This is a genomic window from Streptomyces viridochromogenes DSM 40736, assembly GCF_000158955.1.
GTDB lineage: Bacteria > Actinomycetota > Actinomycetes > Streptomycetales > Streptomycetaceae > Streptomyces > Streptomyces venetus.
Map to the genome: position 1 here is coordinate 6,066,310 of NZ_GG657757.1, position 15,235 is coordinate 6,081,544.

The following is a 15,235-nucleotide window of genomic DNA, read 5'->3' on the forward strand; positions in this document are numbered from 1 at the left end:
GCCCATGGACGACACCGTCCCTGAACACCCACCCCCACCGACCGACCTTGGAGACGGACCATGGACACAACGCGCCCGCGCATCGTGGACATCAGCGAGACCGAGCCGAACCGCAGGCGCGGCGGCGACCTGCGCACCCTGCTCACCCCCCTCACGGTGGGTTCCACGAGCGGCTTCATGGGCCTGGCCATCATGCAGCCGGGGGAGCGCATCAGCGAGCACTACCACCCGTACTCCGAGGAGTTCGTGTTCGTCGTCCAGGGGGAGCTGGAGGTCGACCTGGACGACGACACGCGTCCTCTCCGGGCCGACCAGGGCCTGATGATCCCCATCGGCATGCGGCACCGCTTCCGCAACGTCGGCGACCTGGAGGCCCGGATGGTCTTCCACCTGGCCCCGCTGGCGCCGAAGCCGAGCCTCGGCCACGTCGACACCGAGACCTCGGCAGGGGAAGGGGCCGCTGGACCGCACCCGGCCGTGCACGGGGACGGCGCCCAGCCCGAACGACGAGGGGTCCCCTCATGACCCGGCGGGTGGCGGTCACCGGTATCGGCGTCGTCGCCCCCGGCGGGATCGGCGTACCGGCCTTCTGGGACCTGCTCTCCAGCGGCCGCACCGCGACGCGCGGCATCACCCTGTTCGACCCCGAGGGACTGCGCTCCCGGATAGCCGCCGAATGCGACTTCGACCCGCTCGCGCACGGACTCGATCCCGCCCAGGCCGAACGCGCCGACCGGTACATCCAGTTCGCCCTCGTCGCGGCGGCGGAGGCGGTGTCCGACAGCGGCGTCGACTTCGCGGCCGAGGACCCCTGGCGGGTGGCCGTCTCGCTCGGCAGCGCCGTGGGCGGCACCACCCGCCTGGAGCACGACTACGTCCTGGTCAGCGAACGAGGACAACGCTGGGACGTCGACCACCGGGCCGCCGAACCGCAGCTGCACCGGGCGTTCGCGCCCAGCACCCTGGCCTCCGACGTCGCCGAGCGGTTCGGTGCCCAGGGGCCGGTGCAGACCGTGTCGACCGGCTGCACCTCGGGACTCGACGCGGTGGGCTACGGCTTCCACACCATCGCGGAAGGCCGCGCCGACCTGTGCATCGCCGGAGCCTCGGACTCCCCGATCTCCCCGATCACCATGGCCTGCTTCGACGCCATCCGGGCGACGTCGCCGAACAACGACGACCCGGAGCACGCCTCCCGTCCCTTCGACGCCCACCGCGACGGATTCGTCATGGGCGAGGGCTCCGCGGTGCTCGTCCTGGAGGAAAGCGAACACGCCCGGGCCCGCGGCGCGCACATCTACTGCGAGATCGGCGGCTACGCCACCTTCGGCAACGCCTACCACATGACCGGCCTGACCAGAGAGGGACTGGAGATGGCCAGGGCCATCGACACCACGCTCGAACAGGCCCGGCTGGATCCCACCCGGATCGACTACGTCAACGCGCACGGCTCGGGCACCCGGCAGAACGACCGGCACGAGACCGCCGCGGTCAAACGGTCGCTGGGCGCCCACGCCTACGACACGCCCATGAGCTCGATCAAGTCCATGGTGGGCCACTCGCTCGGCGCGATCGGCGCGATCGAGGTCGTCGCCTGTGTGCTGGCCCTGGCCCACCAGGTGGTCCCGCCGACGGCGAACTACGAGACCCCGGACCCCGAGTGCGACCTGGACTACGTGCCGCGTACCGCACGCCCGCGCAAGCTCGACCACGTGCTCTCCGTGGGCAGCGGCTTCGGCGGGTTCCAGTCCGCGGTGCTCCTGACGGGGCCGGGCGGGAGGAAACGATGAGTGCTCGAGCGACCCGGCGCACGGCGATCACCGGGATCGGCGTGGTCGCGCCCAACGGAACCGACACCGGGACCTACTGGAAGTCCGTCAAGGAGGGGCTGTTCGTACTCGACCGGATCACCCGGGAGGGCTGCGGGCACCTTCCGCTCCGCGTCGCCGGCGAGGTGCGGGGCTTCGACCCCTCGGCGCTCATCGAGGAGACCTTCCTCGTCCAGACCGACCGGTTCAGCCACTACGCGATGGCCGCCGCCGGTGCGGCCCTGAAGGAGGCGGGACTGAGCGACGCCGCCGCCGACTCCCCGTACTCCGTCGGAGTGGTCACCGCAGCCGGATCCGGCGGCGGTGAGTTCGGCCAGCGGGAGCTGCAGCGGCTGTGGGGGCAGGGGTCCCGTTTCGTCGGCCCCTACCAGTCCATCGCCTGGTTCTACGCCGCCAGCACGGGCCAGATATCGATCCGCGGCGGCTTCAAGGGCCCCTGCGGCGTGGTCGCGAGCGACGAGGCCGGCGGACTGGACGCCGTCGCCCACGCCGCCCGGACCGTGGGGCGGGGCACCGACGTGGTCGTGGTCGGCGCGGCCGAGGCGCCGCTCGCTCCGTACTCGATGGTCTGCCAGCTCGGCTACCCGGAACTCAGCACGGCCGAGGACCCGGCGCGCGCCTACCGTCCCTTCACCCCCGCGGCCTGCGGCTTCGTGCCGGCCGAGGGCGGCGCCGTGCTGGTCGTCGAGGACGAGGACCGGGCACGCGGCCGTGACGCGGCCGTCCGTGCCGTCGTGGCCGGTCACGCGGCCACGTTCACCGGCGCCTCGCGCTGGGACCGTTCACGCGAGGGACTCGCCCACGCGATCCGCGGTGCCCTCGACGAGGCCGGCTGCGCGCCGGAGGAGATCGACGTGGTCTTCGCCGACGCGATGGGCGTGCCGGAGGCGGACCGTGCCGAGGCCCTCGCCCTCGCCGACGCCCTCGGCCCGCACGGCACCCGCGTGCCCGTCACCGCCCCCAAGACCGGCATCGGCCGGTCCTACTGCGGGGCGCCCGTGCTCGACGTCGTGGCAGCCGTGATGGCCATGGAACACGGGCAGGTCCCGCCCACACCGAACGTCTTCGACGTCTGCCACGACATCGACCTGGTGACCTCGACGGCACGCCCGGCCGAGCTCCGCACGGCCCTGGTCCTCAGCCGCGGCCTCATGGGCTCCAACGCGGCGCTGGTACTGCGCCGGGACCCGGGAACCGCCGCACCGCACGACAAGGAGAACACGCATGAGCAGTGAAGTGACCCTGGAAGAGCTGGCCGCACTGATGAAGAAGGCGGCCGGCGTCACCGTCGACCCGCAGGACCTCGCGGCCCGGGCGGACACTCCGTTCGCCGAGTTCGGGCTGGACTCGCTCGGCCTGCTCGGCATCGTGGGCGAGCTGGAGAACGGGCACGGCCGGGCGCTGCCCACCGACGCGGAACGGTGCAGGACGCCGCGCGACTTCCTCGACCTCGTCAACAGCACCCTCACGGCAGGAGCCTGACATGGCAGGACACACCGAGAACGAGATCACCATCGCCGCACCCCTCGACCTCGTCTGGGACATGACCAACGACATCGAGAGATGGCCGCAGCTGTTCAGCGAGTACGCGGACGCCCAGGTGCTGTCCCGCGAGGGCGACACGGTGACCTTCCGCCTGACCATGCACCCCGACGAGAACGGCAAGGTGTGGAGCTGGGTCTCGGAACGGACCACCGACCGCGAGAAGCTCAGCGTCCGGGCCCGCCGGGTCGAGACCGGGCCCTTCGAGTACATGAACATCCTGTGGGAGTACGAGGAGACCCCCCGGGGCGTCCGCATGCACTGGACGCAGGACTTCGCCATGAAGCCCGACGCGCCCGTCGACGACGCGGGGATGACGGACATCATCAACCGCAACTCGCCCGTCCAGCTGGCCCTCATCCGCGACCGCATCGAGCAGGCCGCCGACGAGCGGCCGACGGCACCCGCCACACCCGCCTGAACGGCGCCGCACAAGGAGACAGACCTCATGCACCACGCCCTGATCGTCGCCCGGATGGCCCCGCATTCGGCTCCGGACATCGCCGAGGTCTTCGCGGACTCCGACCGCGGCGACCTGCCCCACCTCGTCGGGGTGACCCAGCGTTCCCTCTTCCAGTTCGGCGATGTGTACATGCACTTCATCGAGGCCGAACAGGACCCGGGCCCCGCCATCGCGCGGGTCGCCGGGCGCCCCGAGTTCCTCGACATCAGCAGAAGGCTCGAAGCGTACGTCCGCCCCTACGACCCCGAGACCTGGCGCGGCCCGAAGGACGCGATGGCGCAGCGCTTCTACCACTGGGAGCGGGACCGTTCACCGGCCGGCCGGTGAACAGAGCAAACAAAGCACGAGAGAAGGGCCGCTGCCGGTGCAGCGGCCCTTCTGCTTTCCCGGCTGTTTCCCGGCTACCGGGCGGAGCGGTCCAGCACCGGCAGCAGACGCAGGGCGTTGTCCCGGTTGATGCCCCGGAGCTGCTCCGGGGAGAGGGCGGGGTCGCTGTCCAGAGCGGGGGCCGCGATGTCGGCGACGACCTGTGCGGGCGTGGGCGGCCAGTCCGTGCCGAAGAGGATCCGGCCGGGGTCCACCGTGGCGAGCAGTGTGGGCGTGGCGGAGGGGGACATGGGGCCCGCCGTGTCGAAGTAGAACCGGTGCAGGTAGTCCCGGACCCGGCCGGGTTCGATCCCGGGGGTGAGGTGCCCGCCGAAGAGTTCGAGCCTGGTGGCCATGTACGGCAGGAAGCCGCCGCCGTGCGGCAGCACGAAGGTGAGGTTCGGGTAGCGGTCCAGGGTGCCGTTCCTGATGAGGTTGACGGCCGCCCGCGTGGTGTCCATGAGGAAGTCGCAGACGAAGGGCGGCATCCCCGGCAGTCCGGAACCGCCGTCCTTGCCGGCCGGCACCTCCATGGGGTGCGTACTGATGACGGCGGACCGCTCGTTCAGCTCCCGCAGGAGGCGGTCGTGGGATTCGTCGCCCAGGTAGACGCCGTCCATGCTCGTTCTCGTGCTCACGCCGACGGCGCCCAGCTCGTCGAGCCCGTAGCGCAGGCTCCATCGGGAGAGCTCCAGGTCGTCCAGGAACACCGGTGTGAAGAAGGCGAAGCGCGCGGGGCGTTCCTCGACGACGTCGGCCGCCGCCCGCAGGGCGATCCGAGCGCTCTCCTGACGTTCCGTGCGCTCACGGAACCGTCCGAGCATCGCCACGGTCATGACGGACGTGCTGATGCCCGTCTTGTCCATGACCTCCAGGGCCGCGTTCATGTCCCAGCGCGTCCACCAGGGCAGCCGCTCGCGGTTGACGACACCGCGTTCCTCGGCCCAGTCCAGCCAGGCCGGCGCGGTGAAATGGTGATGGACGTCCACTCGGCCCGCGACGGGGCCGTCTTCGAATGTCATCGGCGTGTCCTCGGTGTCGGTCGTTCGGTGGGGACGCACCGTGCTCAGTCGCGGCAGAGCACGGTGCGCAGTGCGTTCGTCAGCAGGCGGTCGGGGGACGGCAGCCGGCCGGGCGCCCGCCAGGCGACGAAACCGTCCGGGCGCACGAGGACGGCACCGTCCTCGGCCGTGCCGTGCAGCTGCGCCCAGTCGGTGTCCGGTTCGGGCACCAGGTCGTGATCGGGGCCGTCCCCCACGAGGTACGCCTCGACCGGAACGCCCAGGGTCCGGGAGGCCCGTTCCGCCGCGCCGCGCCACTCCTGGCCCTCGGGACCGGCGAGCAGGACGAAGGAACGCTCGTACAGGTCCAGCGTGGAGATCCGGTCGCCGCCCCGGGTGACCCACATGTGGGGTGCGCGGCTGCCGGGCTCTGCGCCGAGCCGGAACTCGTCCGGGACGACCGGCCGATCGGGGGAGCCACCCACCACGGCCTTCGACGCGTACCGGTAGCAGAGCGCGACCGTCATGAGGTCCGCCGGGTCGTCGTTGCGTCCCGTCGCCGGAGTGAATCCGGGGTGCTCCTCCTCGGCCGCCTGCTGGGAGGCCCGGGTGCTCGTCGCGACGGCGACGGGACGGCGTTCGTCCTCGTAGGTGCCGAGCAGCGGCGGGCCGGCCCAGCCGCGCAGTACCGCGGCGAGCTTCCAGGCGAGGTTGTGGGCGTCCTGGATTCCGGTGTTGGAGCCGAACGCCCCGGTGGGCGGCATTTCGTGAGCCGAGTCCCCGGCCAGGAAGACCCGGCCCCGCGCATAGCTGTCCGCGACGCGTTTCGACGCGTGCCAAGGGGCCTTTCCGGTGATTTCGACATCGAGGTCCGGAACACCGGCGGCCGCGCGAATATGCGCCGCGCAGCGCTCGCTGGTGAAGTCCTCAAGGGATTCACCCCGATCCGGGAACCAGGGAATGTGGACGACCCAGCGCTCCTCGTTGTCCACGGGCAGCAGAGCGCCTTCCCCCTGTGGATCGGTGATGTAGCAGACGATGAAGCGCTGCGGTCCGACGTATTCCTTGAGGGCCTTGCTGCGGAACGTCACGCTGATGTTGTGGAAAAGGGCACCGGGCCCCGACTGGCCGATGTCCAGGCGATTGCGAACGGGGCTTCTCGGGCCGTCGGCGGCCACGAGGAATGCGGCGTTCACGGTGTACGTCTCGCCGGTTTCCCGGCTCATGACCTGTGCCTGGACCCCGTCTTCGTCCTGGGTGAAGGACAGCAGCTCGGTGCCGAAGCGGATGTCCCCGCCCTCGCGGGCGCGGCTGAGCAGGACCGGCTCCAGGTCGTTCTGGCTGCACAGGCACCAGTTCGACGAGCTGACCCTGGAGACGTCCATGCCGGCGGAGATGTCCTGGATGATCCAGCGGCGCTGCCCCCCGGTGAGGGTGTCCACCTGGAGGACACCGTCGTTCCCGGCGAGCGCGAAGGCCGCCTCCCGCACGCGCCGCTCGAGCCCGGCGGTCCGGAAGAGCTCCATGGTGCGCACGTTGTTCCCACGGCCGCGTGGGTGCGTCGACGTCTCGGCGTGCCGCTCCACGAGCATGTGCTCGATCCCGAGACGCCCCAGGAACACGGATGTGGAAAGACCCACCAGGGATCCGCCCACGACGAGAACTGGTATGGATTCCGCTGCGCGTCCGCTCACTGGCTTCCTCAGCATTCGGCGAGTGCCGGTTCGTGAAGTGGCGGACCGGCCCGTTCAAAATGTTTACCAAGTGGGCCCGGAGCGCGCGATCCGGGACTTCCCGGCATACGCCGGCCGGGTCAACCACTCGGGGCGCACGGCGCATTCGGGGGTTCCGACTCGTATGGCCCAGCAGCGTTTGCCGCGCGACGCCGGACGGGAAACGGTGTGACCGACCGACGGAACTTCTGCCACCGGGACCAGTCATGACGCAAGCGTTCGCATCCGAGGGAATGTCGTCCGAAGAGGCCGCTGCCGCGGCCTCGTCCTGCAGCCGGGAGTTCCGCGCGAACCCGCACCCCGTCTACGCCGCGCTCAGGGAGGCGGCCCCGGTGTGCCCGCTGTCGCCCCCGCACGGCGTCGACACGTACCTCATCACGCGGTACGACGACGCCCGCGCCGCCCTGGCGGACCCCCGGCTGAGCAAGGACATGTACGGCGCCATCGACGCCTACCACCGGATCTTCGGCGACTCGTCGATCGCGCTGGACGACAACATGCTCTTCTCGGACCCTCCGAAGCACACCAGGCTCCGGAGGATCGTCGGCGCCACGTTCACCCCCAAGCGCGTGGAGTCGCTGCGCGAGCAGGTCCAGAAGATCACCGACGGGCTGCTGGACCGCTGCCCGGCGTCGGAGCCCGTGAACCTCCTCACCGAGTTCTGCTTCCCGCTGCCGCTGCACGTGATCTGCGAGCTCCTCGGCGTCCCGGAGAACGAACGCAAGCAGGCCCAGGAGTGGTCCGCCACCGTCGCCCAGACCGGCTTCGGCCCGGAGGCGAGGCAGAAGCTGGAGATCGCCGAGGGAAACCTGCGCGACTACCTCGTGGACCTGATCGCGCGCAAGCGCCGGGAGCCGGACGGAGCCCTGCTCAGCGCACTCGTCACGGCACAGGACCAGGACGGCGCGCTCACCGACGGCGAACTCGTCTCCACCGCGTGGGTGCTGCTGTTCGCCGGGCACAAGTCGACCGCGTACCAGATCGGCAACGCCGTCTACCACCTGCTCAGCCGGCCCGAGCAGAAGCGCCTGGCCATGACGGACCCCGAGGCGATGGCCGCGGCCGTCGAGGAGATCTTCCGGTTCGAGACCTCCGTGGAGAACTCGACCTTCCGCTACGCGAAGGAGGACATCAAGATCCGCGACGTGCTCATCCCCAAGGGTGCGCTGGTGCAGATCTCGCTCACGTCGGCCAACCGGGACCCGGAGATGTTCCCCGAGCCGGACCGCATGGACATCGAGCGCCCGAACGTCCAGGCGACGCACCTCGCGTTCGGCCTCGGCCCGCACTACTGCATCGGCGCGCCGCTGGCGCGGCTGGAGATGCAGATCGCCCTCGGCACGCTCTTCGGACGGCACCCGGACATGGCCCTGGCCGTGGCGCCGGAGGACGCGCGCTGGCTGACCGTGCCGTTCCCGGCCTTCCGCGGACTGGCGGAGCTGCCCGTCGTCCTCGACCCGTCGTGACGGGGGAGAACGCGGCGCCGGCCCGGGTGCGGGTGGTGCGGTTGCTGCGCGTCCGCGCGGGAAGGGAAGCGGACTTCGTGGAGTCGTACCAGGGCGTGCTCGAACGGGCCGTGCGGTCACCCGGGCATCTGCGCGAACAGCTCTGCCGCTCCGTCGACGACCCCGGTCAGTGGCTGCTCACCAGTGAGTGGGAGAGCTTCGAGGCCATCAAGCGCTGGCGGACCGACCCCGACCACGCCGCGCTGGTCGAGCCGATGAACGCCTGCCTGCACGACGACCGGTGGACGGGGGTCTTCGAGATCATGCCCGAGGCCCCCGGTGCCCGAAAGCCGAGACGGGGCTGACCGCCATGTGACCGGCCGGTAAGGTCGGCTTCGTGCCGAAGCCGCTCAGTCTCTCCTTCGATCCGATCGCGCGTGCCGACGAACGCTGGAAGCAGCGCTGGGGAAACGTGCCGTCCATGGCCGCGATCACCTCGATCATGCGGGCCCAGCAGATCCTTCTCGCCGAGGTCGACGCGGCGGTCAAGCCGTACGGGCTGACGTTCGCGCGCTACGAGGCACTGGTGCTGCTCACCTTCTCCAAGTCCGGCGAGCTGCCCATGTCCAAGATCGGCGAGCGGCTCATGGTGCACCCCACCTCCGTGACGAACACCGTGGACCGGCTGGTGAAGTCGGGTCTCGTCGGCAAGCGGCCCAACCCCAACGACGGGCGCGGCACCCTCGCCAGCATCACCGACAAGGGCCGCGAGGTGGTCGAGGCGGCCACCCGCGACCTGATGGCGATGGACTTCGGGCTCGGGGCGTACGACGCGGAGGAGTGCGCGGAGATCTTCGCCATGCTGCGTCCGCTACGGGTCGCCGCGGGGGACTTCGAGGAGGGCTGACCCGGGGCAAGATCTCCCGGAACGGGTCGTTACGCTCGACGGCATGAAGAAGAGCGTGCTGACCCGCTACCGCGTGATGGCCTACGTCACCGGCGTGCTGCTGGTCCTGCTGACCATCGGCGTCATCGCCAAGTACCTGCTCGACATGGACGGCGCCGCGGACTTCACGCGCGTCGTCGGCATCGCGCACGGCTGGCTGTACGTCCTGTACCTGATCTTCGCCTTCGACCTGGGCTCCAAGGCGAAGTGGCCGGTGGGCAAGCAGCTGTGGGTGCTGCTCGCCGGGACCGTGCCGACGGCCGCGTTCTTCGTGGAGCGCAGGATCAGCCACGAGCTGGAGGCCAAGGTCGCGGAGGACTCGCCCGCGGCCGCCAAGGCGTAACAGCACCGCCGTACGGAGCAACGTACGGCGGTCTCCCATCGACATTTACTTGGACGTCCTAGTAAATTCGAAGGTATGGACGCTGACGCGATAGAGGAAGGCCGCCGACGCTGGCAGGCCCGGTACGACGCCGCACGCAAGCGCGACGCCGACTTCACCACGCTCTCCGGTGATCCCGTGGAGCCGGTGTACGGGCCGCGGCCCGGTGACACCTACGAGGGGTTCGAGCGGATCGGCTGGCCCGGCGAGTACCCCTTCACTCGCGGCCTGTACGCGACCGGCTACCGAGGGCGCACGTGGACCATCCGGCAGTTCGCCGGGTTCGGCAACGCCGAGCAGACCAACGAGCGCTACAAGATGATCCTCCGCAACGGCGGGGGCGGGCTCTCGGTCGCCTTCGACATGCCGACGCTGATGGGGCGCGACTCCGACGACCCGCGCTCGCTGGGCGAGGTCGGGCACTGCGGTGTCGCCATCGACTCGGCCGCCGACATGGAGGTCCTGTTCAAGGACATCCCGCTCGGGGACGTGACGACCTCGATGACGATCAGCGGACCGGCGGTACCCGTCTTCTGTATGTACCTGGTGGCGGCGGAGCGGCAGGGCGTCGACCCGTCCGTCCTGAACGGCACGCTCCAGACGGACATCTTCAAGGAGTACATCGCCCAGAAGGAGTGGCTCTTCCAGCCGGAACCGCACCTGCGGCTCATCGGCGACCTGATGGAGCACTGCGCGGCCGGCATCCCCGCCTACAAGCCGCTCTCCGTCTCCGGCTACCACATCCGCGAGGCAGGGTCGACGGCCGCACAGGAGCTGGCCTACACGCTGGCGGACGGCTTCGGGTACGTGGAGCTGGGGCTCTCGCGCGGCCTCGACGTGGACGTGTTCGCCCCCGGCCTGTCCTTCTTCTTCGACGCGCACGTCGACTTCTTCGAGGAGATCGCGAAGTTCCGCGCCGCCCGCCGCATCTGGGCGCGCTGGATGCGGGACGTCTACGGGGCGACGTCGGATAAGGCGCAGTGGCTGCGCTTCCACACCCAGACCGCCGGCGTCTCCCTCACCGCGCAGCAGCCGTACAACAACGTCGTACGGACGGCCGTGGAGGCACTGGCCGCCGTCCTCGGCGGGACGAACTCGCTGCACACCAACGCACTCGACGAGACCCTCGCCCTGCCGAGCGAGCAGGCGGCGGAGATCGCGCTGCGCACGCAACAGGTGCTCATGGAGGAGACCGGCGTCGGCAACGTCGCCGACCCGCTGGGCGGCTCCTGGTACGTCGAGCAGCTGACCGACCGGATCGAGGCGGACGCGGAGAAGATCTTCGAGCAGATAAGGGAACGGGGGCTGCGGGCGCACCCCGACGGGCAGCACCCGATCGGCCCGATCACCTCCGGGATCCTGCGGGGGATCGAGGACGGCTGGTTCACCGGGGAGATCGCCGAGTCGGCGTTCCGGTACCAGCAGGCACTGGAGAAGGGCGACAAGAAGGTCGTCGGCGTGAACTGCCACACCGGGTCGGTGACCGGGGACCTGGAGATCCTGCGGGTCAGTCACGAGGTGGAGCGGGAGCAGGTGCGGGTGCTGGCCGGGCGCAAGGCGGGCCGCGACGACGCTGCCGTGCGCACCGCGCTCGACGGGATGCTGGCCGCCGCGCGCAGTGGGGCCAACATGATCGAGCCGATGCTGGATGCGGTGCGGGCGGAGGCGACCCTTGGGGAGATCTGCGGGGTGCTGCGGGACGAGTGGGGGGTGTATACGGAGCCTGCCGGTTTCTGAGTGCTCGCGTTGCGGCTGGGGTGAGGTGGGTGCGCAGCCCGGCGTGGCGGGGTGCCGCCTGCGCCCACCCGTGCCGCCCCAGGCGGCACGCATGCCCGCAGGCTCAGCGGCTTGCCAAGCCCAGCAGCAGCACCCGCGTGAAGCTTCTGACCCATTCCTCGTCCGCTGGTTCCGCGCTGACCAGGGTGCGGTGGACGACGGCCCCCGCCACCATGTCGAAGATCAGGTCCACCGTGCGGGACGCGGACTCGGGGTCCGGCTCGGGAGGCAGTTCGCCTCTCGCCTGGGCCCGTGCGCGGCCCTCCAGCACCAGGCGCTTCTGGCGGTCGACGACCGATGCGCGGATGCGTTCGCGCAGGGCGTCGTCGCGGGTGGCCTCCGCCACCACCGCCATCAGGCCACTCTTCGCCTCCGGCAGGGCCAGGATCGTGGCGAACTGGAGGACCACGCCCTCGATGTCCGCGGCCAGGGAGCCGCGGTCCGGGAGTTCCAGTTCGTCGAAGAGTTCCGCCACCGCGTCGACGACCAGCTCGTTCTTGCCCGCCCAGCGGCGGTAGAGGGTCGTCTTCGCAACCCCGGCGCGGGTGGCGACGTCTCCCAGGGTGAGCTTGGACCAGCCCAGGTCCACGAGAGCCTCGCGCGTCGCGGCCAGGATCGCGGCGTCCGCCGTGGCGCTGCGCGGGCGCCCGGTGCGGCTGGCTGGGCTGCGGCTCTGCATGCCCTGACCATAAACCGACGGTTCCTGTGCGGCCGTGAGGGAGATCACCGGGGGGTGGTGTTCCGGGGCCGGGGCATGGCATTACGCTACGTCTCGTAGCGAAAGCTCGTGAAGGGCGTACACGGGCTTGAGACACGACGGCGTGGGGTGGGGACCCCGGCGCCGAACGGCACAGATCAGCCCGGCTTCACACCGGTTTTCACACGCGCGCGCAGTACGGGGGAGGATAGACGCATGCAGCCACGGAACATGTCCATGAGCGGAGTCGTCGACCTCGCCGCGGTGAAGGCGGCCCAGGAGGCCAAGGCGAAGGCGGAGCAGGCGCGAGCCCAGGCCGCCCGGGAGGGCGGCGCGGGGGCGATCTCCCCGGCCGATCTCGTCATCGACGTCGATGAGGCGGGGTTCGAGCGGGAGGTCCTGCAGCGGTCCGCCGAGGTGCCCGTCGTCATCGACTTCTGGGCCGAGTGGTGTCAGCCCTGCAAGCAGCTGAGCCCCGTCCTGGAGCGGCTGGCCGTCGAGTACGACGGCCGCTTCCTGCTCGCCAAGATCGACGTCGACGCCAACCAGATGCTGATGCAGCAGTTCGGGATCCAGGGGATCCCCGCGGTGTTCGCGGTCGTCGCGGGCCAGGCCCTGCCGCTCTTCCAGGGGGCCGCGGACGAGACGCAGATCCGGCAGACCCTGGACCAGCTGGTGCAGGTCGCCGAGCAGCGCTTCGGCCTGACCGGCCTCACCGTCGATCCCGACGCCGAGCCGGGCGGCGATGTCCAGGTGGCCCCCGAGCGACCGGCCGGCCTGCATGACGGACTCCTGGAGTCCGCCGTCCAGGCGCTGGACTCGGGCGACCTGGGCGGTGCCATCCAGGCGTACAAGAACGTGCTGAGCCAGGACCCGGGCAACGAGGAGGCCAAACTGGGCCTCGCCCAGGCCGAGTTGCTCCAGCGAGTGCAGGGCATCGACCCGCAGCAGGTGCGCAGGGACGCGGCCGAGAAGCCGGCCGACGTGCAGGCGCAGATCACCGCCGCCGACCTGGATCTGGTGGGCGGGCACGTGGAGGACGCCTTCGGCCGGCTGATCGAGACCGTGCGGCGTACGGTCGGTGACGACCGGGACACCGTGAGGATGCGGCTGCTGGAGCTGTTCGAGGTGGTCGGGCCCGAGGATCCGCGCGTGATCGCGGCCCGCAGGGCCCTGGCGCGCGCCCTGTTCTGACCAGTCGTTAAACACGCGGGCATGTGGTGCCCGCGTGAAAAATCTGCCGACAGAGCGTCACCGCGGCCGCGCTTTACCAAAACTTGGTAATCGCGGCCGCTGTTACTGCGAGTAAGTCGTGGGCGTTGATCTGTCGGATTCTGTCCATCGATCAACAGCTTTGTACCGCCGTCAGGCAACACCGTGTGTCGTCGCCCGAGACCAACGGGTCGGTGTTCGGTTATCCGGCCGTTACCAGCCAGTAACGAACCCCCTTGTGCGGGCGGCCAGAATGGACCACGATCGGCCACGCTCGGTCCATTCCCGTACCCCGGCAGCCGGTTGGGTCACGGGACATCCTGGGTCCCCACCGAGCAGAGCCGGCGGCAGTGGCGCCGGCTCTTGGACAGGGGGGTCTTCGCCCTTCCGGCGAAGCCTGTCCAGCAGGGTTGTGCGTGATGCGTGTCAGGCGCGACCAGTGGTTGTCGCTCGGGGGTGATCGCCGGTGATTCGGGCGCGAGTTGCGCCTCCGAGTGCGGGCGCTCTCCTTCCCGAGGACGTAGCACTTCTCCCATCCCTGCCCGGCTGAGCCGCGACTCGTGGCGAGGCAGGTCAGGAGATGTACGTCCGAGAAGGAGGAAATATGGAGTCCCAGGTGCGTGGCGGGACCAGATGGAAGCGGTTCGCTGTGGTCATGGTGCCCAGCGTCGCCGCTGCGGCATGTGTGGGTGTCGGACTCGCGCAGGGGGCGCTGGCCGCTTCGTTCAGCGTTTCCGGTCAGCAGTTCAAGGTGTCGGCCAATCACCTGCACGGTGAGGGTTTCGCCCAGTACGGCGGAATCGACAGCGTCTACACCTCGACCGACGGTGAGAAGAAGACGCAGGTTCCCGTCGCGATCTCGTCGTTCGACGATGCGACGATCAGCAAGATGTGCCAGTCGGTCGCGACGCCGATCCCCCTCATAGGAAAGACGGTCTACCTCCGTCTTGAGGCGGGCAACGACGCCAAGAAGCCGGTCAAGGCCGAGAACCTCTACATCGACGTCGCCCAGCTCGACGCCGACGCGGAGTTCAAGGACATCGACATCGGCGTCGCTGTCAAGGACAAGACCCGTGGTCCTGCTGTCAAGGACACCAAGACCACGCTGCCGGGCGGCTTCGCCCAGCAGGCCAGGGAGGCCGATCTCTACGGCGTCAAGCAGACGGCGTGGGCGACCACGGCCGGCACGTTCAAGCTCAGCGGCCTGTCGATGAAGCTCGGCATGGACAAGGGCATGGAGTGCTACTGACGGCCCCCGGCCCACGGGCACCCCAGGGGCGGCTGAACTGCTTCTGAGGGGCGGGGAAGCAGCGGCTTCCCCGCCCTGCGGGCCCGGCCCGGCCATGAGCCGGGCACCCACACAGACTTAGACTTTCCGGCTTCTCCACACGCCTACGGCCGAGCCGGTACGTACCTCCACCGGACCGAGGGAGCTGTTTTCCATGAGTGCCGAGACTCCGGTCCAGAGCGCCGGGACCTTCACCCGGCAGCGTCGGCGATTCCGTGACTGGCGGGGCACCCGGCCGTTCTGGGCAGGCCTGTTCACCATCCTCGGCGGGGTGCCGATCGCCTACTTCCCCTACGCCACCCTGAAGCTCGGAACCATGTCGCTCACCATGGCGACCACAGCGGGCGCCGGCTCCCTCATCATCGGGGTCCTGCTCATCACGCTGGGTCTGACCATGTGGTTCCAGCAGGCGACGCGGGTCTTCGCCGGTGTCGCGGCGATCATCCTCGCTCTGGTGTCGCTGGTGGTCTCCAACATCGGCGGCTTCCTCATCGGCTTCCTGCTGGCGATGCTCGGCGGCGCGCTCGGGATCTCCTGGGCGCCGGGCAAGGCGGA

17 protein-coding genes are annotated in these 15,235 nt (G+C 70.1%); 14 read left to right on the forward strand and 3 right to left on the reverse strand.

All coding sequences use genetic code 11. The features are described 5' to 3' along the window. Positions 1-60 precede the first annotated feature (60 nt). The 6 genes from SSQG_RS26895 to SSQG_RS26920 are packed head-to-tail and all read left to right on the forward strand — an operon-like array spanning position 61 to position 4,161. Positions 61-525 carry a cupin domain-containing protein gene (locus SSQG_RS26895; protein WP_003993027.1) on the forward strand — a complete coding sequence of 155 codons (465 nt, stop codon included), beginning with the start codon at positions 61-63 and terminating at the stop codon, positions 523-525. Beyond that, positions 522-1,790, forward strand: a complete 1,269-nt coding sequence (locus tag SSQG_RS26900; RefSeq protein WP_003993028.1) for a beta-ketoacyl-[acyl-carrier-protein] synthase family protein — start codon at positions 522-524, stop codon at positions 1,788-1,790. The genes SSQG_RS26895 and SSQG_RS26900 overlap by 4 nt, the downstream gene beginning before the upstream one ends. Then, positions 1,787-3,064, forward strand: coding sequence for a ketosynthase chain-length factor (locus tag SSQG_RS26905; RefSeq protein WP_003993029.1), 1,278 nt, complete (start codon positions 1,787-1,789; stop codon positions 3,062-3,064). Before SSQG_RS26900 ends, SSQG_RS26905 begins: the two co-directional genes overlap by 4 nt. Next, positions 3,054-3,311 (forward strand): acyl carrier protein, encoded by a 258-nt coding sequence (locus SSQG_RS26910; protein WP_003993030.1) that lies wholly within the window; start codon positions 3,054-3,056, stop codon positions 3,309-3,311. Before SSQG_RS26905 ends, SSQG_RS26910 begins: the two co-directional genes overlap by 11 nt. Position 3,312: 1 nt before the next feature. Continuing rightward, the gene (locus SSQG_RS26915; protein ID WP_003993031.1) at positions 3,313-3,792 is read left to right on the forward strand and encodes an SRPBCC family protein; all 480 of its coding nucleotides are present in this window, start codon (positions 3,313-3,315) and stop codon (positions 3,790-3,792) included. Positions 3,793-3,819: 27 nt separating this feature from the next. Then, the gene (locus SSQG_RS26920; protein ID WP_003993032.1) at positions 3,820-4,161 is read left to right on the forward strand and encodes a TcmI family type II polyketide cyclase; all 342 of its coding nucleotides are present in this window, start codon (positions 3,820-3,822) and stop codon (positions 4,159-4,161) included. A 74-nt stretch (positions 4,162-4,235) separates the two neighbouring features. On the opposite strand, the gene SSQG_RS26925 is transcribed toward SSQG_RS26920, so the two are convergent. Both SSQG_RS26925 and SSQG_RS26930 read right to left on the reverse strand, forming a co-directional pair. After that, positions 4,236-5,222 (reverse strand): amidohydrolase family protein, encoded by a 987-nt coding sequence (locus tag SSQG_RS26925; protein ID WP_039933689.1) that lies wholly within the window; start codon positions 5,220-5,222, stop codon positions 4,236-4,238. Between the two features lie 44 nt (positions 5,223-5,266). Then, positions 5,267-6,910: an FAD-dependent oxidoreductase gene (locus SSQG_RS26930; RefSeq protein WP_052310351.1), complete on the reverse strand. Its 1,644-nt coding sequence runs from the start codon at positions 6,908-6,910 to the stop codon at positions 5,267-5,269. 230 nt (positions 6,911-7,140) lie between these two features. Here SSQG_RS26930 and SSQG_RS26935 point away from each other — a divergent pair, with 230 nt between their 5' ends. The 5 genes from SSQG_RS26935 (at position 7,141) to SSQG_RS26955 (ending at position 11,444) form a co-directional block, all read left to right on the forward strand. After that, a complete protein-coding gene (locus SSQG_RS26935; RefSeq protein WP_003993036.1) occupies positions 7,141-8,400 on the forward strand; it encodes a cytochrome P450 family protein in 1,260 nt (419 codons plus the stop codon). Then, on the forward strand, positions 8,397-8,744 hold the full coding sequence (locus SSQG_RS26940; protein WP_003993037.1) for an antibiotic biosynthesis monooxygenase family protein: 348 nt from the start codon (positions 8,397-8,399) through the stop codon (positions 8,742-8,744). Before SSQG_RS26935 ends, SSQG_RS26940 begins: the two co-directional genes overlap by 4 nt. 32 nt (positions 8,745-8,776) lie before the next feature. Beyond that, the gene (locus SSQG_RS26945; protein WP_003993038.1) at positions 8,777-9,286 is read left to right on the forward strand and encodes a MarR family winged helix-turn-helix transcriptional regulator; all 510 of its coding nucleotides are present in this window, start codon (positions 8,777-8,779) and stop codon (positions 9,284-9,286) included. 43 nt (positions 9,287-9,329) lie between these two features. Further along, a complete protein-coding gene (locus SSQG_RS26950) occupies positions 9,330-9,668 on the forward strand; it encodes a DUF3817 domain-containing protein (protein WP_003993039.1) in 339 nt (112 codons plus the stop codon). 75 nt (positions 9,669-9,743) lie between these two features. Further along, the gene (locus tag SSQG_RS26955) at positions 9,744-11,444 is read left to right on the forward strand and encodes an acyl-CoA mutase large subunit family protein (protein WP_003993040.1); all 1,701 of its coding nucleotides are present in this window, start codon (positions 9,744-9,746) and stop codon (positions 11,442-11,444) included. Positions 11,445-11,547: 103 nt separating this feature from the next. On the opposite strand, the gene SSQG_RS26960 is transcribed toward SSQG_RS26955, so the two are convergent. Further along, on the reverse strand, positions 11,548-12,162 hold the full coding sequence (locus SSQG_RS26960) for a TetR/AcrR family transcriptional regulator (RefSeq protein WP_039933692.1): 615 nt from the start codon (positions 12,160-12,162) through the stop codon (positions 11,548-11,550). A gap of 234 nt (positions 12,163-12,396) precedes the next feature. Here SSQG_RS26960 and SSQG_RS26965 point away from each other — a divergent pair, with 234 nt between their 5' ends. The 3 genes from SSQG_RS26965 to SSQG_RS26975 all read left to right on the forward strand — a co-directional run. Further along, positions 12,397-13,374 carry a tetratricopeptide repeat protein gene (locus SSQG_RS26965; protein ID WP_003993042.1) on the forward strand — a complete coding sequence of 326 codons (978 nt, stop codon included), beginning with the start codon at positions 12,397-12,399 and terminating at the stop codon, positions 13,372-13,374. A 622-nt stretch (positions 13,375-13,996) separates the two neighbouring features. Then, positions 13,997-14,641: a DUF6230 family protein gene (locus SSQG_RS26970; protein ID WP_003993044.1), complete on the forward strand. Its 645-nt coding sequence runs from the start codon at positions 13,997-13,999 to the stop codon at positions 14,639-14,641. 193 nt (positions 14,642-14,834) lie between these two features. Beyond that, positions 14,835-15,235: DUF6114 domain-containing protein (locus SSQG_RS26975; RefSeq protein ID WP_003993045.1), on the forward strand; the 401-nt coding region annotated here is incomplete at its 3' end.